The sequence below is a fragment of the Knoellia pratensis genome (genome assembly GCF_042666395.1).
GTDB classification, from domain to species: Bacteria; Actinomycetota; Actinomycetes; order Actinomycetales; family Dermatophilaceae; genus Knoellia; species Knoellia pratensis.
The window spans coordinates 282948-307256 of the sequence record NZ_JBHTDJ010000002.1 but is presented as its reverse complement, the minus strand read 5'-3'; the positions used below and the strand labels follow the sequence as shown (position 1 = coordinate 307256).

Annotated in this window: 22 protein-coding genes and 1 pseudogene; 6 read left to right on the top strand and 17 right to left on the bottom strand. The window is 68.0% G+C overall.

The genetic code is table 11. The features are described 5' to 3' along the window. From ACFQRE_RS08525 to serA, 5 genes are all read right to left on the bottom strand, one after another. A complete protein-coding gene (locus ACFQRE_RS08525) occupies window positions 1–1545 on the bottom strand; it encodes an amino acid permease (RefSeq protein WP_380121102.1) in 1545 nt (514 codons plus the stop codon). 131 nt (window positions 1546–1676) lie between these two features. Beyond that, window positions 1677–2774, bottom strand: a complete 1098-nt coding sequence (locus ACFQRE_RS08520; protein WP_380121099.1) for a branched-chain amino acid aminotransferase — start codon at window positions 2772–2774, stop codon at window positions 1677–1679. 65 nt (window positions 2775–2839) lie between these two features. Then, complete coding sequence (locus ACFQRE_RS08515; protein WP_380121097.1) at window positions 2840–3940, bottom strand: 3-isopropylmalate dehydrogenase; 1101 nt, start codon at window positions 3938–3940, stop codon at window positions 2840–2842. A gap of 555 nt (window positions 3941–4495) precedes the next feature. Further along, window positions 4496–4774 carry an HU family DNA-binding protein gene (locus ACFQRE_RS08510; protein WP_380121094.1) on the bottom strand — a complete coding sequence of 93 codons (279 nt, stop codon included), beginning with the start codon at window positions 4772–4774 and terminating at the stop codon, window positions 4496–4498. A 170-nt stretch (window positions 4775–4944) separates the two neighbouring features. Beyond that, window positions 4945–6531 carry a phosphoglycerate dehydrogenase gene (gene serA / locus ACFQRE_RS08505; protein WP_380121092.1) on the bottom strand — a complete coding sequence of 529 codons (1587 nt, stop codon included), beginning with the start codon at window positions 6529–6531 and terminating at the stop codon, window positions 4945–4947. A gap of 133 nt (window positions 6532–6664) precedes the next feature. On the opposite strand from serA, the gene ACFQRE_RS08500 reads away from it, so the two are divergent. Further along, window positions 6665–7099, top strand: coding sequence for an SDR family oxidoreductase (locus tag ACFQRE_RS08500; RefSeq protein WP_380121089.1), 435 nt, complete (start codon window positions 6665–6667; stop codon window positions 7097–7099). Next, on the top strand, window positions 7030–7446 hold the full coding sequence (locus tag ACFQRE_RS08495; protein WP_380121653.1) for a hypothetical protein: 417 nt from the start codon (window positions 7030–7032) through the stop codon (window positions 7444–7446). The genes ACFQRE_RS08500 and ACFQRE_RS08495 overlap by 70 nt, the downstream gene beginning before the upstream one ends. Window positions 7447–7450: 4 nt before the next feature. Here the strand turns inward: ACFQRE_RS08495 and ACFQRE_RS08490 are convergent, their stop codons facing one another. The 6 genes and pseudogenes from ACFQRE_RS08490 to ACFQRE_RS08465 all read right to left on the bottom strand — a co-directional run bounded on the left by ACFQRE_RS08490 (window position 7451) and on the right by ACFQRE_RS08465 (window position 14159). Then, complete coding sequence (locus ACFQRE_RS08490) at window positions 7451–7909, bottom strand: DedA family protein (protein WP_380121087.1); 459 nt, start codon at window positions 7907–7909, stop codon at window positions 7451–7453. Window positions 7910–8048: 139 nt separating this feature from the next. Next, window positions 8049–9104, bottom strand: a pseudogene (gene ilvC / locus ACFQRE_RS08485) (ketol-acid reductoisomerase); the annotation flags it as partial. A gap of 24 nt (window positions 9105–9128) precedes the next feature. After that, entirely contained in the window at window positions 9129–9641 is a 513-nt protein-coding gene (gene ilvN / locus ACFQRE_RS08480; protein ID WP_009778132.1) for an acetolactate synthase small subunit, read from the bottom strand. Further along, window positions 9641–11530, bottom strand: a complete 1890-nt coding sequence (locus ACFQRE_RS08475; RefSeq protein WP_380121084.1) for an acetolactate synthase large subunit — start codon at window positions 11528–11530, stop codon at window positions 9641–9643. Before ACFQRE_RS08475 ends, ilvN begins: the two co-directional genes overlap by 1 nt. 305 nt (window positions 11531–11835) lie before the next feature. After that, window positions 11836–12462 carry a hypothetical protein gene (locus tag ACFQRE_RS08470; protein WP_380121080.1) on the bottom strand — a complete coding sequence of 209 codons (627 nt, stop codon included), beginning with the start codon at window positions 12460–12462 and terminating at the stop codon, window positions 11836–11838. Continuing rightward, window positions 12459–14159 carry a PHP domain-containing protein gene (locus ACFQRE_RS08465; RefSeq protein ID WP_380121078.1) on the bottom strand — a complete coding sequence of 567 codons (1701 nt, stop codon included), beginning with the start codon at window positions 14157–14159 and terminating at the stop codon, window positions 12459–12461. The genes ACFQRE_RS08470 and ACFQRE_RS08465 overlap by 4 nt, the downstream gene beginning before the upstream one ends. A gap of 151 nt (window positions 14160–14310) precedes the next feature. On the opposite strand from ACFQRE_RS08465, the gene ACFQRE_RS08460 reads away from it, so the two are divergent. Further along, window positions 14311–14865: a methylated-DNA--[protein]-cysteine S-methyltransferase gene (locus ACFQRE_RS08460; RefSeq protein WP_380121076.1), complete on the top strand. Its 555-nt coding sequence runs from the start codon at window positions 14311–14313 to the stop codon at window positions 14863–14865. 141 nt (window positions 14866–15006) lie between these two features. Then, complete coding sequence (locus tag ACFQRE_RS08455) at window positions 15007–15960, top strand: family 43 glycosylhydrolase (RefSeq protein ID WP_380121074.1); 954 nt, start codon at window positions 15007–15009, stop codon at window positions 15958–15960. Window positions 15961–16053: 93 nt separating this feature from the next. Here the strand turns inward: ACFQRE_RS08455 and ilvD are convergent, their stop codons facing one another. The 4 genes from ilvD to ACFQRE_RS08435 form a co-directional block, all read right to left on the bottom strand. Further along, window positions 16054–17757 (bottom strand): dihydroxy-acid dehydratase, encoded by a 1704-nt coding sequence (gene ilvD, locus ACFQRE_RS08450; protein WP_380121071.1) that lies wholly within the window; start codon window positions 17755–17757, stop codon window positions 16054–16056. A 63-nt stretch (window positions 17758–17820) separates the two neighbouring features. Further along, window positions 17821–18369 carry a SixA phosphatase family protein gene (locus tag ACFQRE_RS08445; protein ID WP_380121069.1) on the bottom strand — a complete coding sequence of 183 codons (549 nt, stop codon included), beginning with the start codon at window positions 18367–18369 and terminating at the stop codon, window positions 17821–17823. 31 nt (window positions 18370–18400) lie between these two features. After that, window positions 18401–19330, bottom strand: coding sequence for a 2-hydroxyacid dehydrogenase (locus ACFQRE_RS08440; RefSeq protein ID WP_380121067.1), 930 nt, complete (start codon window positions 19328–19330; stop codon window positions 18401–18403). Between the two features lie 20 nt (window positions 19331–19350). Then, window positions 19351–19776 carry a nitroreductase/quinone reductase family protein gene (locus ACFQRE_RS08435; protein ID WP_380121065.1) on the bottom strand — a complete coding sequence of 142 codons (426 nt, stop codon included), beginning with the start codon at window positions 19774–19776 and terminating at the stop codon, window positions 19351–19353. A gap of 58 nt (window positions 19777–19834) precedes the next feature. Between ACFQRE_RS08435 and ACFQRE_RS08430 the strand changes: the two genes are divergently transcribed. Beyond that, a complete protein-coding gene (locus tag ACFQRE_RS08430) occupies window positions 19835–20989 on the top strand; it encodes a PQQ-dependent sugar dehydrogenase (protein ID WP_380121062.1) in 1155 nt (384 codons plus the stop codon). 106 nt (window positions 20990–21095) lie between these two features. Further along, window positions 21096–21689, top strand: coding sequence for a DUF937 domain-containing protein (locus ACFQRE_RS08425; RefSeq protein ID WP_380121060.1), 594 nt, complete (start codon window positions 21096–21098; stop codon window positions 21687–21689). Window positions 21690–21767: 78 nt separating this feature from the next. On the opposite strand, the gene ACFQRE_RS08420 is transcribed toward ACFQRE_RS08425, so the two are convergent. Both ACFQRE_RS08420 and gatB read right to left on the bottom strand, forming a co-directional pair. Beyond that, a complete protein-coding gene (locus ACFQRE_RS08420; RefSeq protein ID WP_380121058.1) occupies window positions 21768–22688 on the bottom strand; it encodes an endonuclease/exonuclease/phosphatase family protein in 921 nt (306 codons plus the stop codon). A gap of 130 nt (window positions 22689–22818) precedes the next feature. Then, on the bottom strand, window positions 22819–24279 hold the full coding sequence (gatB, locus tag ACFQRE_RS08415; protein WP_380121641.1) for an Asp-tRNA(Asn)/Glu-tRNA(Gln) amidotransferase subunit GatB: 1461 nt from the start codon (window positions 24277–24279) through the stop codon (window positions 22819–22821). Window positions 24280–24309 lie beyond the last annotated feature (30 nt).

The window sequence follows — 24309 nt, the reverse complement described above, 5'->3', positions numbered from 1 at the left end:
TCATCGGAAGATCTCGGCTGGCTCGACCGTGTCGTGCCCCTGCGGCACGTCCACCATGAAGTGCTGGCGGCCCCGGACGAACCACGACACCGTCGAGAAGATGAGGACGAAGAGCACTGCGAGCGGCGCATAGTTGAAGGAGGCGTCACCGAAGGTTCCGGGCGCGTAGGCCGGCAGCATGAAGAGGACCACGATGAAGGCCACCCAGACGATCGCGATCCATCCGAGAGGGGCCGACCACCTGCCAAGGTTCCAGCGCCCCGGCCGGAACTCCGGGTTGGTTCGACGCAGGTAGACCGGGACGACGTAAGCGATGTAGAGGCCGATGACCGCGATGGATGTGACTGCGAAGAAGGCTGTGAGGTTCTGGATCGCGGGCAGGGTGACAAGGATGGCCAGGCCGACACAGAGCCAGATCGAGTTTGTCGGCGTGCCGGTGCGGGGGTTCACCTTTGCCCACAGTCGCGACCCTGGGAGGGCGTTGTCGCGCGAGAAGGCGTACGTCATGCGCGAGTTCGCCGTCACCGAGGCCATGCCGCAGAAGAACTGCGCGATGGCGCAGATGAAGAGCAGGGTGATACCGAGATTGCGACCGGCTGCGTCGATGAAGACCTGGGCGACGGGCAGTCCCGTGTCGGACGCCCGGGTCGCCGCGTAGTCCTGGATCGCCGCCGTGATCGAGATGAGCAGGATCCACCCCGCGAGGAGCGAGACCCAGACCGACCTCACGATGCCCTTGGGTGCCTCGGTCGACGCGCTCTTGGTCTCCTCGGCGATGTGGGCCGAGGCGTCGTAGCCGGTGAAGGTGTACTGCGCCAGCAGCAGACCGATGAGGAAGACGTAGATGCCGCTGCTCCAGCCGGTCTCGTTGACGAAACCGGTGAAGGTGAAGTCCATCGTCTGGTGCCGGTCGGGGACCAGCCACAGCACAGCCACGATGACGGCGACACCGGCGAGGTGCCACCAGGCGCTGACGTCGGACAGCAGCTTGACGAGGTTGACGCCGAAGGTGTTGAGCAACCCGTGGAGCGCGATGATGATGACGAAGGCGACAAAGGTCGACACGAGGGTCACCTCCAGCCCGAAGACGAGGTTCAGCAGGGCCATCCACGTGATGGCGGCGCCGTAGTCGATGGCGGCGGTGACGGCGACCTCGCCGAGAAAGTTGAACCAGCCGACATACCAGGCCCAGACCCGCTTGTTGCGGCGAGCGAGCTTCCCGGCCCAGTAGTAGAGGCCCCCGGCTGTCGGGTAGACCGAGCAGACCTCGGCCATGGCGAGGGCGACGCAGAGGACCATGACACCCACGAGCGGCCAGCCGAGGTTGATCGCCGACGGGCCCCCGGCGTCCATCGCGAGGTAGAAGGTCGTGACGCAGCCGGAGAGGATGGAGATGATCGAGAAGGACACGGCGAAGTTGCTGAAGCCGCTCATCCCACGGTGGAGCTCTTGCTTGTAGCCGAGCTCGGCCAGCATGGCCTCGTCGTCATGGTGTTCACCGGGTTGGCCTGCCGAGCCGGTCACGCTGTCTGCCTGAGATGCCATCTGACACTCCATCAAAGGTCTGTTTCAGAACCCTTTGGTCCCGAAACTTCAATGAAGGACAGGAAACACCCATCCGGCATACGCCGTCAATGGTTTGTCCATGGACCTTTTGGGAAATCTTGCAGGTGGCCTCAGGCGAGCCGGGTGAGCCAGCCTCGGGTGTCCTCGGCGCGGCCGTACTGGATGTCGAGGAGGCGCGAGCGGATCGTGCGCGTCACCTCACCGCCCTCGGGGCCACCGACGGCCGGGGCCGACCCGCCCTCCCAGCGGAGCTCGCCGACGGGCGTGATGACCGCAGCGGTGCCGCAGGCGAAGATCTCGACGATGTCGCCGGAAGCCACGCCGTCCTTCCACTCCTGGATCGGCACGGTGCGCTCGACAGGCGTGAGGTCGAGGTCCTTGGCGAGCTCGAGGATGGAGCTGCGGGTGATGCCCTCGAGGATCGAGCCGGTGAGCTCGGGCGTGATGAGCTCACCGTCCTTGGTGAGGATGAAGAGATTCATCCCACCGAGCTCTTCGATGTTCTGCTGCGTCCCCGAGTCGAGGAACACCGCCTGGTCGCAACCGTTCTCGATGCCCTCGAGCTGGCCGGCGAGGGACGAAGCGTAGTTGCCACCGCACTTCGCGTTGCCCGTGCCACCAGCACCGGCGCGGGCGTAGTCCTGCGAGATCCACAGGGTCACCGGCTTGAGGCCACCCGGGAAGTAGGGACCGGCCGGGGACGCGATGACCGTGTAGGTGACCTCGTTGGCCGGGCGGACGCCGAGGAACGCCTCGGACGCATACATGAACGGGCGCAGGTAGAGGCTGGCCTCGCTGCCATCGGCCGGCGGAACCCAGGCCTCGTCGACCGCGAGGAGCGCCTTGAGGGAGCCGATGAAGTCGGCCTCGGAGATCTCGGGGAGGGCGAGGCGACGAGCACTGCGCGCCATGCGCGCCGCGTTGGCCTCGGGACGGAAGGTCCACACCGAGCCGTCCTCGTGGCGGTAGGCCTTCATGCCCTCGAAGATCTCCTGCGCATAGTGCAGCACCGCCGCACTCGGCATGAGCTGGATCGGTCCGTAGGGCACGACCCGACCGTCGTGCCAGCCGCCGTCCTGGGTCCACGTGGCCGTGGCCATGTGGTCGGTGAAGTGGACGCCGAAGCCGGGCTTGGCGTGGATCTGCGCGCGACGCTCGTCGCTCGCGGGGTCCGGACGTCGCTCGACGCTGAACGAGAGGTCGGTCATCTCAGGGGGTCCTTCCACGCAAGGGTGTGCTTCGGTGCGGGGCTCGCTGCTCTTCGCTGCTGAGCCTATGACAGGCGCGCGGTGACGGCGTCACCGATGGCGCTCGTCGTGCGTACCTCGCGACCGCGCGCAGCAAGATCTGCCGCGACGGCGGCCTCGACCCGACCCGCTTCGTCCGTGCGACCCAGATGCTCCAGGAGCATGGCCACCGAGAGAATCGTTGCGGTCGGGTCGGCTTTGCCCTGCCCGGCGATGTCCGGTGCGGACCCGTGGACCGGCTCGAACATGCTTGGCGCCGACCCGGTCGGGTTGATGTTTCCGCTTGCGGCCAGACCGATGCCTCCGGCGATGGCCGCGGCAATGTCGGTGATGATGTCGCCGAAGAGGTTGTCGGTGACGATGACATCGAAACGACCCGGGTCGCTCACGAGGAAGATCGTCGCCGCGTCGACATGCTGGTAGGCGATCTCGACGTCGGGGAACTCCGCGCCGACCTCGTCCACCGTGCGTCGCCACAGGTGGCCGGCATGCGTGAGGACGTTGTGCTTGTGGACGAGCGTGAGGTGCTTGCGCGGTCGCGCCTGGGCGCGGGTGAAGGCCTCGCGCACGACGCGCTCGACGCCGAAGCGGGTGTTGACGCTGACCTCGGTCGCGATCTCGTGGGGCGTGCCGGTGCGCAGGGCACCGCCGTTGCCGACATACGGCCCTTCGGTGCCCTCGCGCACGACGACGAAGTCGATGCCGTTGGGGGCGACGCGGTCCACGGCGAGGGGGCTCTCGACGCCCGGGAAGAGCTTGGCCGGGCGGAGGTTGACGAAGTGGTCGAGGGCGAACCTCAGCGGCAGCAGGATGCCGCGCTCGAGGACGCCGCTCGGGACGCTCGGGTCACCAATGGCGCCGAGCAGGATGACATCGTGGCCGCGGAGCTCGTCGAGGACACTGTCCGGGAGCGTCTCGCCGGTGGCATTCCAGCGCTGCGCGCCGAGGTCGTATGCCGTGCTGGTCACCTTGGTGCCGCTGCCTGCGGTCACGGCCTCGAGGACCTTCAGGCCCTCGGCGACGACCTCGGGTCCGATGCCGTCGCCAGCAATGACCGCGAGGTCGATGTCCCGTGTCGCCGTGTCCTGAGTGGCGGTGTCCCCTGCCGCTTCGCTGCTCTGCGTCATGCCTACACCTTAGGAATTGATCTCGGAATGCGGGATCGCTGGCCCACCATCCGGACGGCCCAGAACGACTTTGTGCCCCGTACGGACGCAGCCTGTCGGCCGAAGGCCTCTCTGCTGTGTCCGTACGGGGCACGAAGTCGGGGTTGCTTGGTCAGGCGTCTGTGTGGTCCTGGTCGCGCAGGTCCAACGACTCCTGCAGTGCCTGCTGTGCTGCCTTGGCTTCTTCGCTCATGTGATTCAGTCCTTCAAGGTTCAGGGTGGGAGTTGTGTCGGTCGGCTCGAGCCCGTGGTGTGGGCGAACCGGTCAGCGGGCGTCACGGGGTCTCCGCGACGAGGGAGCTGACTACCGAACCTCGCCGCGGCTGGCGATGAGAAGACCTACCTGCCGTTGCATGTTTCGAGGTTATGAGGACGTCCAACTATCGGGAAGAGGCTGCTCACGCACTGAGACGCCGTCTCAGCGTGGCGCCCTGCGTCGCCGAGCCTGCTCCCCCGAAACGCACGTATGCCGTGTGCCCACCAAGGTGGGCACACGGCATACGTGATGGGCGTTGGTCAGCTCTTGGCGAGCTTGCGCTTCAGCTCGGCGGCCGGCTTGAACGCGGCAGCGGTGCTGGCCTTGATCTCGAGGGCCTCGCCGGTCTGCGGGTTGCGACCGGTGCGGGCAGCGCGCTCGCGCGTCTCGAAGATGCCGAAGCCCGGCAGCGACACCTTCTCACCGGCGACGAGCGCGTCGGTGATGGCGCCGAGGACGGCGTCGATGGCGCGGTCAGCGTCAGCGCCGCTGACCTCTGCCGTGTCGACAACCTTGTTCTTGAGCTCCGTACGGTTCACAAACCCTCCTGGGTAAACGTGGTCATTGAGGGGCCACGATAAGCACACCCACCGGACATCTCTGACATCGGCCAGACGCACGTATGCCGTGTGGTCACCCTGGGAGGCGACCACACGGCATACGCAATGTGTGTCAGCGGCGCTGTGCCACAAGGGAACTCAGGTCCTGATCACTCCACCAGGTCGACGACGTGCACGTCCGCCGAGAGCTCGGAAGCAATGGCGCTGACGACCTCGGTGGGGATCTTGTTGTCGACAGTGAGGGCCACGAGTGCCGCGCCGGCAGCATCGTCGCGGGCGACCTGCATTCCGCCGATGTTGACGTCGGCGTCGCCGAGGAGGCGGCCGATCACACCGACGACACCGGGGCGGTCCTTGTAGGAGAAGAACGCCATGTGGTCGCTGATCGGCACCTCGAGGTCGAAGCCGTTGATGCCGGTGAGCTTCTGGACCATCTTGGGTCCGGTGAGGGTGCCAGCGACAGAGACCATCGTGCCGTCCGCGAGCGTGCCACGCAGGATCGTGACGTTTCGGAACTCCTCGGAGACGGCATCCGTGAGCAGACGCACCTCGCAGCCACGCTCCTTGGCGAGCAGCGGCGCGTTGACGTAGGTGACGGCGTCCTCGGTGACGTCGGTGAAGACGCCCTTGAGGGCTGCGAGCTCCCAGACGGAGACGTCGTGCTCGGTGATCTCACCGCGCACGTCGACGTCGAGCTGGACCGGAACGGAGCCGGCAACACCGGTGAAGATGCGGCCGAGCTTCTCGACGAGGTCGATGCCGGGGCGGACCTCTTCGGCGACGATGCCACCGGCGACGTTGACCGCGTCGGGGACGAGGTCGCCGCCGAGGGCGAGGCGCACGGACTTGGCGACGGCGACGCCGGCCTTCTCCTGGGCCTCATCGGTGGAGGCGCCGAGGTGGGGCGTCACGACGACGGACTCGAACTCGAAGAGCGGGCTCTCGGTGGTCGGCTCGGTCGCGAAGACGTCGATGCCAGCACCGGCCACGAGTCCGTCGCGCAGGGCGTCGGCGAGTGCCTGCTCGTCGACGATGCCACCGCGAGCGGCGTTGATGATGCGCACCGAAGGCTTGACCTTGCTGAAGGCGTCCTTGCCGAGCAGTCCGAGGGTCTCGGGCGACTTGGGCAGGTGCACGGTGATGAAGTCGGACTCGGCGAGGAGCTCGTCGAGGGAGACGAGGCGGGCGCCCAGCTGGCCGACCTTGGCCGCGGAGACGTAGGGGTCGTAGGCGAGGATCTCCATGCCGAAGCCCTTGAGGCGCTCGGCGACGAGCTGACCGATGCGACCGAAGCCGACGACGCCGACCTTCTTGTCGAGCAGCTCGACACCGCCGTACTTGCTGCGCTTCCAGGCGCCGTTCTTGAGGGCGTGGTTGGCGGGCGCGATGTTGCGCGCGGTCGAGAGCAGCAGACCGACGGCGAGTTCGGCGGCACTGGTGATGTTGGACGTCGGGGCGTTGACAACCATCACGCCAGCCTGCGTCGCGGCGGGGACGTCGACGTTGTCGAGTCCCACTCCGGCGCGAGCGATGACCTTGAGGTTCTTCGCGGCCGCGATGGCCTCGGAGTCCATCTTGGTCGCCGAGCGGATGAGCACGGCGTCGACGTCGGCCAGGGCCGGGAGGAGCTGGGAGCGGTCGGATCCGTCGATCTGACGGATCTCGAAGTCCGGCCCGAGGGCGTCGATGGTGGCGGGGCTGAGTTCCTCGGCGATCAGGACGATCGGCTTGCTCACGTGCAGTCCTTAGGGGTTCACGGGATGGGGGTCCGCACGACGCTGTGCGCAAGCCCGAGTCTAGGACGGCGTTCAGTATGTGGATGGTCCCGCCCGGTATGTGAAACCACACAGAGGCGGGCAGGATGGGTGCATGCGCATCATCGTGACGGGTGGTTCCGGCGACCTCGGAGGTCGCGTCGTCCACGAACTGAGGGCTCGCGGGCACGAGGTGGTGGCCGCGAGTCGGCGCTCGGGCGTCGACCTCGCCACGGGCGATGGACTGGACGCGGTGCTCGACGGTGCCGATGCCGTCATCCACTCCGCCAGTTCCCAGACCAAGCCGCAGACCGTGGATGTCGCGGGTGCCCGTCGTATCGGTGAGTCCCTGCGACGCATCGGATCGCCCGCGCAGGTCGTATCCATCTCGATCGTCGGGTCGGACCGGGTCCCTATGCCTACTACCGCGCCAAGGTCGACTCCGAGCGCGAGCTGGAGGAGGCCGGCATCCCGGCGACGGTGCTGCGGGCCACGCAGTTCCACTCGCTGGCCGCCTTCTTCGCCACGGCCGGGCGCGTCGGTCCACTGACCTTCTCCATCGGCAGCATGCGGATCCAGCCGGTCGACATCGACTGGGTGGCGCGCCGGCTCGCGGACTATGCCACGGGACCTGCGCCGAGCGGCTACCGCCGCGCGGTCGACATCGCCGGCCCCACGGCATACACGGCCGATCAGATGGCCGCGACCCTGGCGGCGCACGACGGACGCAAGCCCCCACGGGTCGTGCGCATCCCGCCGCTCCTGCCGGTGATGCGCGGATTCTCCGACGGCGGGATCCTGCCCGGTCCGGAGGCCGAGACGGGTGGTCGGCCGTTCGAGGACTGGCTCGACGAACAGCCGACACCGATGCCGCGACGGTTCCACTCCCCCACGTGACGCGTCAGGTGCGGGAAGCCCTGCCGAACCACATCGTGATGCCCACGACGACTCCCCCGGCAACCACGATGACGAGCAGCCACCACCACGCTCCCCCGGTGATCGCCTCCCACAGCGCGACCCCGACAGAGGTGTAGAGCGTGGCCCACAGGATCGAGCCCACGATCGTGGCGGGAACGTAGCGTGACAAAGGCATGCGCAGGGCTCCGGCGGCCGCGTTGATGAGGGTCTGCACGCCCACGGTGAGGAAGCTCAGGGCCACGAGCGGGGCGCCCCACCGATCGACGAACGCCTCCGTGCGGATCACCGCGGGGCGGTCGAGGTGCCGTGCCAGGCCGGTGCGCGCTCCCCCGGCCCGCAGCCCGCGCCCGGCCCAATAGGTCCCGTTGGAGCGCAGCATCGCGATGACGAAGAACGCGCCGAACACCGCCCACACGGGCCAGCCGTCGACGAGATCACTCACGCGCACACTCTAGGGAGCGTGCGCCGTCTCGCTGCGGACGGTCGCTGGCGAGCGACCGGAGGGAATGTGAAGGGTCCGGAGGGCGAATACCCCTCCGGACCCTTCACATTCCCTCATGGGGAGCAAAACTTATTGCGGGTCAGCGGGCTGCTGAACCCTCGACGTAGTCGCTGTCGGTGTCGGACTTCACCCAGGACATGAGCTTGCGCAGCTCCTTGCCCGTGGTCTCGATCGGGTGCTGGGCACCCTTCTCGCGCAGGGCCTTGAACTCGGGGCCACCGTTGTCCTGGTCCTCGATGAAGCGCTTGGCGAACGCACCGTTCTTGATGTCGGCGAGGACGGCCTGCATGTTCTCCTTGACCGACGGGTCGATGACGCGCGGACCCGAGACGTAGTCGCCGTACTCAGCCGTGTCGGAGACCGACCAGCGCTGCTTGGCGATGCCGCCCTCGACCATGAGGTCGACGATGAGCTTGAGCTCGTGGAGGACCTCGAAGTAGGCGATCTCGGGCTGGTAACCGGCCTCGGTGAGGGTCTCGAAGCCGTACATCACGAGCTGCGACGCGCCACCACACAGGACGGCCTGCTCACCGAAGAGGTCGGTCTCGCACTCCTCCGTGAAGGTCGTCCCGATGCCGCCGGCGCGCAGTCCACCGATGGCCTTGGCGTAGGACTTCGCAAGGTCCCAGGCGGTGCCGGACGCATCCTGCTCGACGGCGAGGAGCACGGGGACACCGCGACCGTCGACGTACTCACGACGCACGAGGTGACCGGGGCCCTTGGGCGCGACCATGATGACGTCGGAGCCGGGCTCGGGCTGGATGTAGTCGAAGCGGATGTTGAAGCCGTGACCGAAGAGGAGGGCGGCGCCGTCCTTGAGGTTGGGCTTGATCTCGTTGGCGTAGACCGTGCGCTGCACCTGGTCGGGCGTGAGGATGACGACGAGGTCGGCGTCCTTCACAGCGTCTGCCACGCTCGAGACGGGCAGGCCCTCGGCCTCGGCCTTGGCGCGGCTCTTGGAGCCCTCGGCGAGGCCGACGCGCACGTCAACTCCGCTGTCGCGCAGGCTCAGCGCGTGGGCGTGGCCCTGGCTGCCGTAGCCGATGACAGCGACCTTGCGCCCCTGGATGATCGACAGGTCGGCGTCGTCGTCGTAGAACATTTCAGCCATGATTTCGCACTTCTCCTTGTGGGTATGCCGGGTGCAACGTGTCTTGGTTCAGGCTCCGCGCAGGGCGCGGTCGGTGATGGAACGGGGGCCGCGTCCGATGGCGACGATGCCGGACTGGACGAGCTCGCGCACGCCATAGGGCTCGAGGACGCCCAGCAGGGCGGTGAGCTTCTCACCGTGGCCGGTCGCCTCGATCGTCACGGACTCGGTGGCAACGTCGACGACCTTGGCGCGGAACAGGTGGACGAGCTCGAGGACCTGGCTGCGCGTCGCCGCGTCGGCTCGGACCTTGATGAGCATCACCTGCCGCTGGACTGCGGAGTTGGCGTCGAGCTCGACGACCTTGAGCACCTCGACGAGCTTGTTGAGCTGCTTGGTCACCTGCTCGAGCGGGAGCTCGTCGACGTCAACGACGACGGTGATGCGCGAGATGTCGTTGTGCTCGGTCTCGCCCACAGCCAGGGAGTGGATGTTGAAGCCGCGTCGGGCGAAGAGGCCGGCGATGCGGGCCAGGACGCCGGGCTTGTTCTCGACGAGCACCGACAGGGTGTGCTGCGACATCACTTGTCCTCACCTTCGGTCAGGGCGCCATCGTCACCGCTGTGGTCGGCGTCGAGCGGCTGTGAGACAGCCTCCGACTCCTCGCGATCCCATTGCGGCGCAGTGTCCTTGGCCACCTGGATCATGTCGTTGCTCACGCCGGCGGCGACCATCGGCCACACCATCGCGTCGCGGTGGACGACGAAGTCGACGACCACGGGGCGGTCGTTGATCGCCATGGCCTGACGAATGGTCTCGTCGACGTCCTCGGGGCGCTCGCACCGCAGTCCCACGCAGCCGTAGGCGTCGGCGAGCTTGACGAAGTCGGGGATCCGCTGGCCGTCGGCAGACGTGTGCAGGTCGGTGTTCGAGTAGCGCTTGTCGTAGAAGAGCGACTGCCACTGGCGCACCATGCCCAGGCTGCTGTTGTTGATGACAGCCACCTTGATCGGAATGTTGTTGATGACGCAGGTCGCGAGCTCCTGGTTGGTCATCTGGAAACAGCCGTCACCATCGATGGCCCACACGGTGCGCTCGGGTTCGCCGACCTGGGCACCCATGGCGGCCGGCACGGCATACCCCATGGTTCCGAGACCCCCGGAGTTGAGCCACGCACGCGGACGTTCGTACTGCACGAACTGGGCGGCCCACATCTGGTGCTGGCCGACGCCGGCGACATAGATGGACTCCGGTCCGGCGATCGCGCTGAGGCGCTCGATGACGTACTGCGGGGCGAGCGTCCCGGCCTCGGACTCCGCGTAGCCCAGCGGGAAGTCGCGCTTCCACCCCTGGGTCCGTTCACGCCACGCGGCGTAGTCGCCGCCGCGACCGGCATCGATGTCGGCGTCGACCGAGGCGATGAGGTCGACGAGGACGTCCATGCACGAGCCGACGATCGGAACGTCGGCCTGACGGTTCTTGGAGATCTCCGCCGGGTCGATGTCGGCGTGAATCACCTTGGCCTCAGGGGCGAACGACGACAACTGGCCGGTGACCCGGTCGTCGAAACGAGCACCCAGGGTGATGAGCAGGTCGGACTTCTGCAGGGCGGTCACGGCGGCCACGGAACCATGCATGCCCGGCATACCGAGGTGGAGCTCGTGACTGTCCGGAAACGCGCCGCGAGCCATGAGCGTCGTGACGACGGGGATCCTGGTGAGCTCGACGAACTGACGCAGCTGCTCGCACGCGTCGGCGCGGATGACGCCGCCACCGACGTAGAGGACGGGACGCTGCGCCGCGGCGATGAGCCTGGACGCCTCACGGATCTGCTTGGCGTGCGGGCGCGTCACCGGGTGGTAGCCGGGCAGGTCGAACCGCGGCGGCCACGCGAAGGTCGTCCTGGCCTGGAGCGCGTCCTTGCTGATGTCGACGAGCACCGGACCGGGGCGACCCGTCAGGGCGATGTGGAAGGCCTCAGCGAGGACGCGCGGGATGTCGGCCGCGTTGGTGACGAGGTAGTTGTGCTTCGTGATCGGCATGGTGATGCCGCGAATATCGGCTTCCTGGAACGCATCCGTGCCGATGGACGCACTCGCGACCTGACCGGTGATGGCCACGATCGGGACCGAGTCCATGTGCGCATCGGCCAGAGCCGTGACGAGGTTGGTCGCGCCCGGACCGGACGTGGCCATGCAGACGCCGACCTTGCCGGTGGCCGAGGCGTAGCCCTCCGCCGCGTGACCGGCGCCCTGCTCGTGGCGGACGAGGATGTGACGCACCTTGACCGAGTCGAGGAGCGGGTCGTAGGCCGGCAGGATCGCGCCGCCGGGGATGCCGAAGACGGTGTCGACATCGAGGGACTCGAGGGAGAGTACGAGGCTCTGGGCTCCGGTCACCTCGAGGGGCGCCTTGGCTCGGGCCTGTTTGGCGAGCCGCGCCGGGGTGGGCGCTGCCTGGGTCTCGCTCACGTCGTCACCATCTTTGAGTCGGGGTCGTGTTGCTGCTCTGCCGTGCTGCTGGTCGTGCTGGTCGTGCTGTGCGTGACACAAAAAAACCCTCCCGTCCCACGTGCTGGGGGACGATGGAGGGAGGCGCCTGGCCGGACCTGTCAGGAGGGGCCGGGCGCCGAGAGAAGTACGAGGAAGCGAGTCACAGGACGACTCTCCCGCGCGTCTCAAGCTGTGTCAACGTGTGAGACGACACATCCCACCATCCGGATGCTCCCGCGCTCGACTTCCCCCTTTTGGGACACGAAGTCGGCGGCTGCTGGGACTCACTTGTCCTGGCAGCAACGCTTGGGCGTGGGTGTTTCGAACGGGACGAACCTTCCGTCGGCGGCGGACTGCACGTGAATGACCCAGTCCCCCATCATCAGACGCGGGCGCACGAAGTCGCTCGTCGACACGATCGCCGAGGGGCACGGCTCCTCGACTCCCCCGATGACGACGACGGGCGCGACGAGCGAGAGCTGCGCGATCGTGACGTCACCGACGAGACCCGCGCCGCCGGCATACCTGACAGATCTCCCCTGGCGTCCCTCGCGCAGAGCGCGGCAGGCAGCCCGGGCCCCCTCGATGAGGTCTGCCGGGCCAGCCGCGCCGCCTCGCTCGGACCACACCCCGGGACCTCGCGCCGCATGGACGTGGGCTCCGGACCCGAACGGTGTGGACAGGACCGCGACGAGCTCGTCCAGCTCGACCGCCGAAGTCACGGCCTGCGGGAGGGAGATGGCAATGGCTCCACGCGCCCCGGTCGTCGTGACGACGGCGTGCGTCGTGATGCGCATGTCGCCCCCAACACCCAAGCCCTCGAGGCGATGTGCGACGACGTCGATGACGGGCTCGAGGTCGAGCTCGTCCCCGATACCGACGTCGACTCCGACGAGGTGGGGCGCCGTCACGCCCGGGGCAGGACGAAGATCGGGTTGGTGTAGAACCACAGGTCCTTCCACGGATCGGCGTCGCCGACAACATCCATGGCAGGACCAGCCGGGTCGACGGCCGCGCCGTAGTAGCCCGCCTGGGTGCGCTTGCCGTCCGACCCACGCAGTCGGATGTAGAAGCCGGTCTCGTCGATCGCGCCCAGGGGCACGACGAGTTCGACGGTCTCGCCGTCCTTGACCTCCCACGTCCTCACCACCGATGTGTGGGGGGTGTGGAAGACGTCTCGGTCCTCGGCAGGTCCCGTGACCCGACCCTTGATGAGGTCGAGCTTGCGCAGGCGCGGCAGGAACTGCGCCCAGTTGGAGCGCTGCGCCGGCGTGATGCGGATGCGCAGTTCGGCCGACGCGCCCCGACGCCCGGTCACGGCACCACCGAGACCGACCTCGCGCCCGCCGACGCGCACGGCCACGTCGACCTCCTCGATGAGTCGACCATGGTCGACCCAGACGTTGCCCGCGCGCAGCCCGGCCATGAGACCGGCATACGAGTCGTGGGTCGCACCGACGTGCGTCCGGCTGTAGAAGCCGGGGAAGTAGTCGCCCGCGGAGAAGTTCGGGGCACCGGAGTAGTCCGGGTCGTTGTAGCGACCGTTGGCGTCGAAGGCACTGCCGGCCCCGCGCACCGCCGTGTCGAGGTAGTTGCTGTGGCTGTCGGAGTTCGCCGTGATCCACCATGGCTTGCCCTCGGCGAGCAGGGAGTCCCACAGGCCGCCGACAGTCGCAGAGTAGAAGTCAAACCCGCCCCACGTCCGGTACGACTCGAGCGGATAGGGCATGAACGACCGGCCCGCACTGGGCGCGTTGCCGTAGTAGCCGCGGGCGTTGCCGGGGCCGGGGGTCGTGGCCTTGAGGCCCGCCGCCTGGTGACCGGGCGCACCCTCCCAGCCCACGGCGATGCCGTCAGCCGCGTCACGCCACGCCCGCACCTCGTGGGGGCTGTCGATCCCGTTGCGCGCCGGGTGGTTGGCGAGCATGAGCGCGTCCTGAACCTTGCGATCGGACACGGCGGACTTGAGGAACTGCAGCCCCTTGACTGCATGGAGCTCGTTTTCGGGAGTGTTGCCGCTCGTGTTCGACGCCGACCCGTCGTATGCCGTCTCGAAGGCCTTCAGGACCGCCACCTCGTTGGCTCCGGGGTGGACGAAGACCGTGCCGTGCTCGGCGGCCGGGATGTTCCACTCGAGCCCTTGGAAGACGAGCATCTCGGGGTGGAGGTCGCGGGAGCGACGAATGTCGGGGTTGACCTTGTCGACGCCGATCTTGGAATGCGTGGCGCCGCCGTGGTCGGTGATGACGACCCAGTCGAGACCGAAGGCGTCGGCGTGCTTGACCTGGTCCTCAACGGTGTAGAGCCCGTCCGAGGAGTACTGCGTGTGGATGTGGTGGTCACCCGCGAGCCAGGCGCGCGGCTTGCGCGAGTTCTGGGGAGCCGTGTCGGGCCCGTCTGCTGCGGCCGCGACACCGGTCGAGGTGACGAGGCTGGCCGTCGCGGCGCCGGCACCCAGCACGCCAGCCGCGCGCAGGAAGTTCCGGCGACCGAGGTCCCCCTGTGGAAGGTCCACGTCCTCGATGGAGAGGTCGACGGCAGGCCCGATCGCGCCCTCGTGGGAGTGCCTGTGTGTGTCGCCGTGTCCGTGATCGTGCGTGTGGCCCATCAGAAGTCCTCTCGCGGGGGGATCGCACCTCCACCCAAGCGAGGCAGAGTGACCACCACCGGCGGGTTCGGCGACGTCCCGGTGAACGCTCGGCGGCTGGCAGCGCTCTGCCGTGAGTCGGTCTGTCGGTGGTCGGGGCGATCATGGCGACATGTCCGAGGGATATGCGCTGTTCCCGACCGCGATCGGTACGTGTGCGGTGGCCTGGCGCGACAGCGACAGCGACAGCGGCATCGTGCGGGTCCTGCTGCCCGGCGAGAGCGATGACGCGGTCCGGGCACAGATGTCGCGCGACCGGCCAACCGCCCACGAGCAGGCGCCACCGACGGCCGTGGCCGAGGCGGTCGCCCGGATGTCTGCCCTCATGGACGGCGCTCAGGACGACCTTGCCGACCTGCACCTCGACTGGAGCGGTGTCTCGGACTTCCACCGCCGCGTCTATGAGATCGCAAGGGCGATCGAGCCGGGCACGACCCTCACCTATGGCGAGGTCGCGCGCCGCCTGGGCGAGCCTGGCGCGGCGCAGGCCGTGGGACAGGCGCTGGGCCGCAACCCTTTCCCGATCGTCGTGCCCTGTCATCGGGTTCTTGCCGCGGGTGGCAAGCCGGGCGGTTTCTCGGCACCCGGTGGGGCACAGACGAAGTTGAGGATGCTCGTGATCGAGGGCGCGCGTGAGCCCGATCCACCGACCTTGTTCGACACCTGACCCCGACCACCTCGGGGAGTGCTCCCCATGGGCAAAACGCCCGCACGTCCCTACCTTTCAACTCGTCGGCTTCCGGCCGACGGTGCCTTCCGGAGGGGTGGCACCTCGAGGGCGGGAGCCCGAGACAGGAGGGACACGACCATGAGAATTCGACAACTGGTGGTGAGCGCGGTCGCAGTGGTGGGCCTGCTCGCCGTGTCGGCAGGGTCCGCGAGTGCATCGACCCTTGCAAGTCCGTTGGGGGCTGCTGACCCGGGCTTCACCCGGATCGGCGCCAACTACTACCTCGCGGCCACGGGGAGTGGCGAGACGGGGACCATGCCGGTCTTCCGCCGTGCTGCGCCCACCGGGGGGTACACCAAGATCGGCAACATCAACGCGGCTCGCGCCGGCTACTCGAAGTTCTGGGCGCCGCACCTCGTGCAGCGCGGCAGCTACTTCTTCGCCTTCTTCAGCGCCAGCCACAACGGCGCAGCCCCCTGCGTCTACTACGCCTCCTCGAGGACGATCGTGGGCGGCTACTCCGGCCCGCGGCTCCTCACCTGTGGTGGTGGCGGTGGTCGTGAGGCGATCGACGCGACGACCTACGTCACGAGCGAGAACAACACCTATCTCACGTGGCGCAGTGGAGTGCACCGTCTCGGGTTCCCCCGCGGCGACTACGACATCATCGCCCGAATGCTGACCTTCAACGGGACCACCGGAACGGTCGGTTTCACGAGCGGCCAGGCTGCGGACAACCTGCTGCACCGGACGTCCGACTACGTCTATGAGGCTCCGAGCCTGGTGCGCCACGGCGGCAAGGTGTGGCTGTTCGTCTCACGCAACCGCTACGACACCAACGCCTACTACACGGCTGTCTACTCGGCAGACACGATCCACGGCACCTTCACCTTCCGCAAGAACCTCATGAAGACCGGGCAGGGCTACGGCTACGGCCCCGGTGGCGCCGAGGTCGAGACGGCAGCTGACGGATCCACCTGGATCGCGTACCACGTCTGGCAGAACAGCAAGCCCACCCCGAGCACGCCGGGCAAGCGCATCCTCAGGACGGCCAAGCTCGACTGGGTGAACGGCCTCCCGGTCGTTCGCTGAGCCAGGCACGCAGAACGCGAGCACGCGGCATACCGAGAAGCATTCGGTATGCCGCGTGCTCGCGTTCGCGGGCTGCGCCCGGTCGCGCTGTGGTCAGTCGCAGACGGCGCCCTTGCTGGCCGAGCCGACGAGCTTGCGGTACTTGGCGAGGACACCGCGGGTGTACTTGGGCTCCGGGTGGGTGACGCCCTCGGCGCGACGGCGGTCGAGCTCGGCGTCGTCGACGAGGAGGTCGAGGGTGCCGTTCGCGACGTCGAGGCGGATGCCGTCACCGTCACGAACGAAGGCAATCGGGCCCTCGTCGACGGCCTCGGGGGCGACGTGTCCGACGCAGAGGCCGGTGGTGCCTCCCGAGAAACGACCGTCGGTGAGGAGGAGGACGTCCTTGCCAAGGCCTGCACCCTTGATGGCGCCGGTGACGGCGAGCATCTCGCGCATGCCCGGGCCACCCTTGGGTCCTTCGTAGCGAATGACGACGACGTCCTGGGGCTTGAGCGAACCCTGCTCGACGGCGTCCATGGCGGCACGCTCGCCGTTGAAGACCCGCGCCGTGCCCTCGAAGACCTCGGTGTCGAAACCGGCCGACTTCACGACCGCACCATCGGGCGCGAGCGAGCCGGTGAGGATGGTGAGGCCACCGGTCTTGTGGATCGGGTTGGTGAACTCGCGGATGACGCGGCCGTCGATGTGCGGCGGCTTGATCTCGTCGAGGTTCTCCGAGACCGTCTTGCCGGTCACGGTGAGGCAGTCGCCGTCGAGCAGGTCCGCTTCGAGGAGCGACTTCATGACGACGGGGATGCCACCGATGTGGTCGATGTCCTTCATGACGAAGGCACCGAACGGCTTGACGTCGGCGAGGTGCGGGACCTTTTTGCCGATGCGCTGGAAGTCGCCGATGGTGAGGTCGACCTCGGCCTCGTGCGCCATGGCGAGGAGGTGCAGGACGGCATTGGTCGAGCCACCGAAGGCCATGACGACGGCGATGGCGTTCTCGAACGCGGGCTTGGTCATGATCTGGCGGGCGGTGATGCCACGACGCAGGAGCTCGACGACGGCCTCGCCGGAGCGGCGGGCGTGCACGTCGCGGCGTCGGTCGGTGGCCGGCGGGGCGGCAGAGCCGGGGATGGACATGCCGATCGACTCGGCGACAGCAGCCATGGTGTTGGCGGTGTAGAAACCGCCACAGGCACCTTCGCCCGGACAGATCGCGCGCTCGATGGCGTCGACGTCCTCGAGGGACATCTTGCCCGCGTTGCACGCACCGACGGCCTCGAAGGCGTCGATGATCGTGACCTCCTTCTCGGTCCCGTCCGAGAGCTTCGCGACCCCGGGAAGGATCGACCCGGCATACAGGAAGACCGAGGCGAGGTCGAGGCGAGCGGCGGCCATGAGCATGCCCGGGAGGGACTTGTCGCAGCCCGCAAGCAGGACGGACCCGTCGAGGCGCTCGGCGCTCATGACGGTCTCGACCGAGTCGGCGATGATCTCGCGCGAGACGAGCGAGAAGTGCATGCCCTCGTGACCCATGGAGATGCCGTCGGACACGGAGATGGTGCCGAACTCGAGCGGGTAGCCACCGGCCGCGTGGACGCCGTCCTTGACCGCCTTGGCCAAGCGGTCGAGGGACAGGTTGCAGGGGGTGATCTCGTTCCAGGAGCTTGCGACACCGATCTGCGGCTTGACCCAGTCGTCGTCACCCATGCCTACTGCACGAAGCATTCCTCGGGCCGCGGTCTTCTCGAGACCGTCGGTGACGTCACGGCTACGGGGCTTGATGTCGATCTCGGGCGTGCTCATGGGGCAACTCTAGAACCCGTGTCCACGGGGTGGGATGCCGATCTCGCTCCGCGAGCGAGATCCTCAGTTCTCGGCGTGCGCGCGGTCCTTGGCGCGGGCAACGTGGAACCGGTCGAGGTGCGCCAGGCCAGCGACAAGGTCGCTCCAATGACCCGAGAACCGCAGCACCGCCACCCCCGCAGTGGGGAAGCCCTGGCTCATGAGCTCGTGGGCGCGGTCGCTGCCCTCCCCGTCTGCCAGAAGAGAAGCCAGGACGGGTATGCCGGGTGCGTGGCCGACCATCATGACGACGTTGGCGTCGGAGTCGGCCTCACGAATCACCTCGAGCAGTCGATCCGCTGACGCGTTGTAGATGCGGTGATCGTGGTGGACGTCGGCTTCCGAGCACCCGGCGCTCCAGATGCCTTCGCAGGTCTGCTGGGTCCGAGTTGCGCTGGAGCACAGGACCTCGTCCACCCCGATGCCATGCTCGTGGAGCCACCTCCCGGCCTCGGCGGCGTCACGGTGTCCGCGGGGCGTGAGCTCGCGTTCGTGGTCCGCGTCGTAGCCACCCTGCACGGCCTTGGCATGGCGCACGAGCACGAGCGTCCGGTCCTCAGCAGCGGTGGTCATGCTCCGATCTTGCCCCTCTCCGGCGGGGTTGTCAGGTCTTGACAATCTGCCTGACCAGGTGGTGTGGCGCGTCGCCCGCAGCGACCCGGGTCAGCTGCTCGCGAAGGAGCTCGGCCATCCGCGGCAGGAGGGCGGTGGTGTTGCCTCCGGCATGGGGCGTGATGAGAACATCGGGGGCAGTCCACAGCGGGTGACCGTCGGGCAGCGGCTCCGGATCCGTGACGTCGAGCGCGATGCGCAGCCGTCCCGCGTGACGCACGAGGGCATCCGTGTCCGCGACGGGGCCACGCGCCACGTTGACGAGCAGAGCACCGTCGGGCATGGCCGCGAGGAACCCGTCGTCGACGAGTTGGTGGGTGGAGTCGTTGAGCGGGACGATCACGACCACGACGTCATGTGCGGGCAGCAGCGCCGGGAGCTCGTCGATGCCGTGGACCGTGTCGACAAGGTCGTCACCAGCGCGCGCCCGGGAGGCCACGGCCGTGATCGAGACGTCAAAAGCGTTGAAACGACGCGCGATCGCCGTGCCTACGGAGCCGTAGCCGACGATGAGCACGCGTCGATCGGCGAGTGAGGTGCGCTGACCCAGCGGGGCCCATCGAGCCCGGTCACCCGATCGCACCGCCTCGGGGATGCCGCGCAGTGACGCGAGGGTGAGACCGAGCGCCAGCTCTGCAGTGGGAGCGTCATAGACCCCGGCGGCGTTGGCGATCGCGATCGGCTCCGGGACGGCCTCGAAGACCCCGTCGAAGCCGGCCGACTGCAACTGCACGAGCCGGCACGAAGGCAGGTCGGCCACCGCACCGAGTGCCTTGGCCGCACCGAGATAGGGCGCGACGACGACCTCGATCCGCGCGTCCGTGGCACGACCGGCAGTGGGGTCCCACACGACCGCCTGCACGCCCGGGATCTCGCCAACAGCGTCACGCAGGAGCGGGTCAGGGAAGGAGACGACAACCATGGTCGAGACCCTAGGCGAACTCAGATCCGGATGAGTTCTGCGACCGGGATCGTGCGCTCGGTCTTGGCCTCGTACCCCGCGAAGGTCGTTCCCTCGGTGAGGAATCGGGCCCAGATCGCGTCGCGCTCGGCTGCAGGAAGCACCCGAACACGAACACGGTGGGTCGCTGCGCCCACCTCGACACTGGCCTCGGTCGCGGCCCGCAGGTTGCGGAACCACTGCGGGTCACCGTCCGCGCCATTCGCGCTTCCGGCCACGGCATAGCCACCGTCGATCTCGATGTAGCAGACCGGCGTCATGATCTCCTTGCCACTGCGTCGACCCCTCACCGTGAGCAGCAGGACGGGCAGCCCCGCGATGCGGCGAACCCTGGGCGAGTCGATCCGGCGGTAGAGGGCGGCGTGCAGGCCGGTGGCAGCCCGGGAGAGTTTCGACGTGAGGGACATACTTGTGAGTGTGGCCCTCCGCCGTGGTTTTCGACAGGGTTTGCGGCGACGATGGGGTATGCCGTCCTCTCGCCTTTCCCACCGACCTCTCGTCCTCGCGTCCGTCGTTGCACTCGGCCTCGCGGGTTGCAGCGGCAGTGCGGGAGACCCAACACCCACGCCAACCGCCTCCACCTCCACCCCAGGGTCCGCGAGTGCAGGCGGGTCCGCGACTCCCACACCGTCGTCGAGCGGCGCGATCCCAGCCGGTGCGCCGTCGGACGTGGCCACGGGGCTCGAGGTGCCATGGGCCATGGACTTCCTGCCCAATGGTGACGCGCTCGTGACACTTCGGGACAAGGGAGAGGTCCTGCGCGTCACCCCGACCGGTCAGAAGTCCAGCCTCGGAACCATCGACGGCGTGAACGCCGACGGAGAGGGCGGCCTCCTCGGAGTCGCGGTCTCCCCCACCTTCGCCACCGACCAGGCGGTCCACTTCTACTTCACCGCCGAGAACGACAACCGCATCGTGCGGACGACCCTGGGGGCAGGCGGATTCGGTTCCATGACACCGGTGCTCACCGGCATACCCAAGGCTGGCAACCACAACGGAGGGCGCATCAAGTGGGGACCCGACGGCTTCCTCTATGTCGGGACGGGCGACGCAGGGCAACCGAATCGAGCCCAGGAGCGCGACAGTCTCGGCGGCAAGATCCTTCGAATCACGGCTGATGGCAAGGCCGCCCCCGGCAACCCGTTCGGCGGCAGTCCCGTGTGGAGCATGGGGCACCGCAACGTCCAGGGACTGGCGTGGGGCAAGGACGGGACGATGTTTGCCAGCGAGTTCGGTCAGAACACGTGGGACGAGCTCAACGTCATCGAGGGTGGCAAGAACTACGGGTGGCCCGAGGCCGAGGGCATCGATCGGGACGACGGTGGATTCGTGGTGCCCATTGCACAGTGGGCGACGTCGGACGCGTCTCCGAGCGGCATCGCGGTCGGAGCCGACGGCGCGGTCTACATGGCGGCCCTGCGAGGAGCGTCGTTGTGGAAGGTCAACGTCGCGGGCGGCGAACGGCGGGGTGACCCAATACGGTTGCTGGAGAACAGGTATGGGCGGATTCGTGACGCGGTCGCGGCTTCCGATGGAACGCTCTGGGTGCTGAGCAACAACACCTTCCGCGGCCAGCCACGAGCTGGCGACGACCGCATCATCCGGGTCCCGATCGGCTGATGCGGGGACCCGTCTGCAACAAAACCCCCTTCGGGCGCACGCGGTGGGTACGTTGAAGCCAGAGGGGGCGCCGAAGCCCGCCAGACCGAGGAGAGGTGGCACCACGATGGCCGCAGTTGACGACATCCTTTCGAACCTGCCGATCGACCAGCTGGCCCAGCAGGTCGGCGCCGACCCCCAGGAAGTCCAGCAGGCCGCGCAGGCTGCACTTCCCGCCCTTTTCGGCGGACTCCAGGCCAACGCGCAGGGTGGCGGCGCGAGCTCGCTCCTCGAGGCGCTCGGCCAGCACACCGACGTCGTCGACCCCGGCCAGGTCAACGAGGCCGACGGTCAGCAGATCGCGTCACACATCTTCGGATCCAACGAGGAGCAGGTCTACTCCGCCCTCGGTGGCACCGGCGCGAGCAGCGGCCTCATCAAGAAGCTCATCCCGATCCTCGCCCCGATCGTGCTGTCCTACCTCGCCAACAAGGTCCTCAAGGGTGGTGGCGGTGGCGGCACCGCGACGCAGCAGACGGCTCCGGCCGACTCGAGCGCTCAGGGTGGGCCCGGCTCACTCGAGTCGATGCTCCAGGACGTGCTCGGTGGGGCCCTCGGTGGCGGCACGACGACGACGCAGCAGGCGCCGGCACCGCAGGAGTCGACCGGTGGCGGCATCCTTGACGTCCTCGGTGGACTCCTCGGCGGCGGCCGCCGCTGACGGCGCCATCGCCCGCGAACACAGGACACGCCGCACCGGTTCGACCGGGGCGGCGTGTCCTTCGCTGTCCGGCCTGCTTCAGCGGATGTGCGCCGTGGCGGCCAGGATGCCGTGGGCCTCGTTGATCGGGGTCACCGTCAGCGTGCCTCCGGAACCCAACGGGGTGCGGTTGGACGAGAAGAACACGTAGTCGATCTTGCGCTGACCGGTCCCATCCTCGTCGAAGACCGTGGGTTCTCCCGCCCGCGCATCACTGCCCGTCCTGAGCTGGTTCGCCTCGATGAACCGGCCAGATCCCCGCGTCTGGTAGACGTTCGACATCGGACTCCTCGAGGGCGTCATGTTGAAGTCTCCGCCCACGATGACGGAGTGGCCCTTCTCCTGAATCCACGGCGTGGTGATCCGCTTGATGGCGGCCGTCTGCCGGGTTCGATCCGCGAGATCCTTGTCGTGGTAGACCTGCAAGTGGGTCGCGCAGCCATGCACCTTGCGCCCGGCGTGCGTGAAGGTGACGCAGGCCATGCCAAACCTCTGACCATCGCTCTTGTCGAGCAACTTGTCCTGCGTGGTTGACGCGCCGGTTCCCGTGTAGACAGCCACCGGGCCCTTCCACGTCGAGCCGTCGGCCGACGCCGGACACACGTTGAGGGCGTTGTCCGTCGTGGTGCGCTTCTGCCTGTGGAAGGAGAACTTCCAGCCGGCGTATGCCGGGTTGGCCCTGGCGTCCTCGACCCACTTCTGGCAGACCTCTTCAGCCAGGAGGAGGTCGTTGGAGTCTCCCTTGCCGAGCACGCGGGTCCACCGCGCCTCGATCTGGTCGGTGTTGTGCTGAACGACCTTGATCGTGTTGCCCGCAGCCGCTGCTGCCCCGTCCTCAAGGGGCGCGGCGGTCGCCTGCATCGCTGCGGGAAGTCCGGCGGCGATGACGCCGAGTGCCACGACGCCGGTGAGTGCCCCTCGGCCTCCCGTGCGGGTCGACTTCTTCCTGTGCTTGGACATGCTGGATCCCCTCCGTTGGTGAGTGTGGGACGCGCGCCCCACCCACTCATCCTTGACACCGACAGGGGCTCCGGGCCATGGGCAGGACTCCCCTGCCCGCGAGAACCAGTCGAGTCAGCTGGTCAGCTGGTCAGCTGGTCAGCTTGGCGAGGATGATCTCGCGGGCCTTGCCGGCGTCGGCCTGGCCCTTCATCTCCTTCATGACCTGACCGATGAGGGCGCCCGCGGCCTGGACCTTGCCGTCGCGGACCTTCTGCGCCACATCGGGGTTGGCGGCAATGACCGTGTCGACAGCCGCTTCGAGCGCGCCGTCGTCCTGGACGAGTTCGAGCCCACGTGCGTCGGCCACCGCGGTGGGGGTGCCCTCACCGTCGAGCACGCCCTCCCAGACCTGACGAGCCATCGAGTCGTTGAGCCTGCCTGCGGTCACCAGACCTTCGAGCTCGACGACATGAGAGGGGGTGATGCCCCGCTCCACGGCATACGAGGCAACGTCGGCACCGGCCTCGGTGTTGGCGCGACGAGCGATCTCGCCGGACCACCATTTGCGCGCACCAGTTGGGGTCGCGCCGGCCGCGACGGTCTCTCCGATGAGGTCGATGAGTCCGGCGTTGAGGACGTCGCGCATCTCGAGGTCGCTGAATCCCCAGTCGGACTGGAGGCGCTTGCGACGCTCGGCCGGCGGCTCCGGCAGGGTGGAGCGCAGTGCCTCGACACTCTCACGCGACGGAGCGACCGGCACGAGGTCGGGCTCGGGGAAGTAGCGGTAGTCGTCGGCGTCGGACTTCACGCGACCGGACGTCGTGACACCCGTGTCCTCGTGCCAGTGGCGGGTCTCCTGCAGGATCGAACCGCCCTGCTGCAGGATCGCGCCGTGGCGGCACATCTCGTAGCGGACCGCGCGCTCGACGGACCGCAGCGAGTTGACGTTCTTGGTCTCGGTGCGGGTGCCCAGCGTGGTCTCGCCCTTGGGCATGAGGGAGAGGTTGACGTCGCAGCGCATGGAGCCCTGCTCCATCTTCACGTCGGACACATCGAGGGCCTTGAGCAGGTCACGCAGGGTCGCGACGTAGGCCCGGGCGATCTCGCCGGCCCGCTCCCCCGCACCGCGCAGCGGCTTGGTGACGATCTCGATGAGCGGGATGCCGGCGCGGTTGTAGTCCACGAGGGAGTGCGTCGCACCGTGGATGCGACCGGTCGAGCCACCGACGTGCAGCGACTTGCCCGTGTCCTCCTCCATGTGCGCGCGCTCGATCTCCACGCGGTAGGTCGAGCCGTCATCGAGGTCGACGTCGAGGTAGCCCTCGAACGCGATCGGCTCGTCGTACTGCGACGTCTGGAAGTTCTTGGGCATGTCCGGGTAGAAGTAGTTCTTGCGGGCGAAGCGGCACCATTCCGCGATCTCGCAGTTGAGAGCGAGCCCGATGCGAATCGCCGACTCGACAGCCTTCTCGTTGACGACCGGCAGCGCGCCGGGCAGTCCGAGGCAGACCGGGCAGACCTGCGTGTTGGGCTCGGCACCGAACTCGGTCGCACAGCCACAGAACATCTTGGTCGCCGTGCCGAGCTCGACGTGGACCTCTAGACCCATGACCGGGTCGAAGGCGGCAAGGACCTCGTC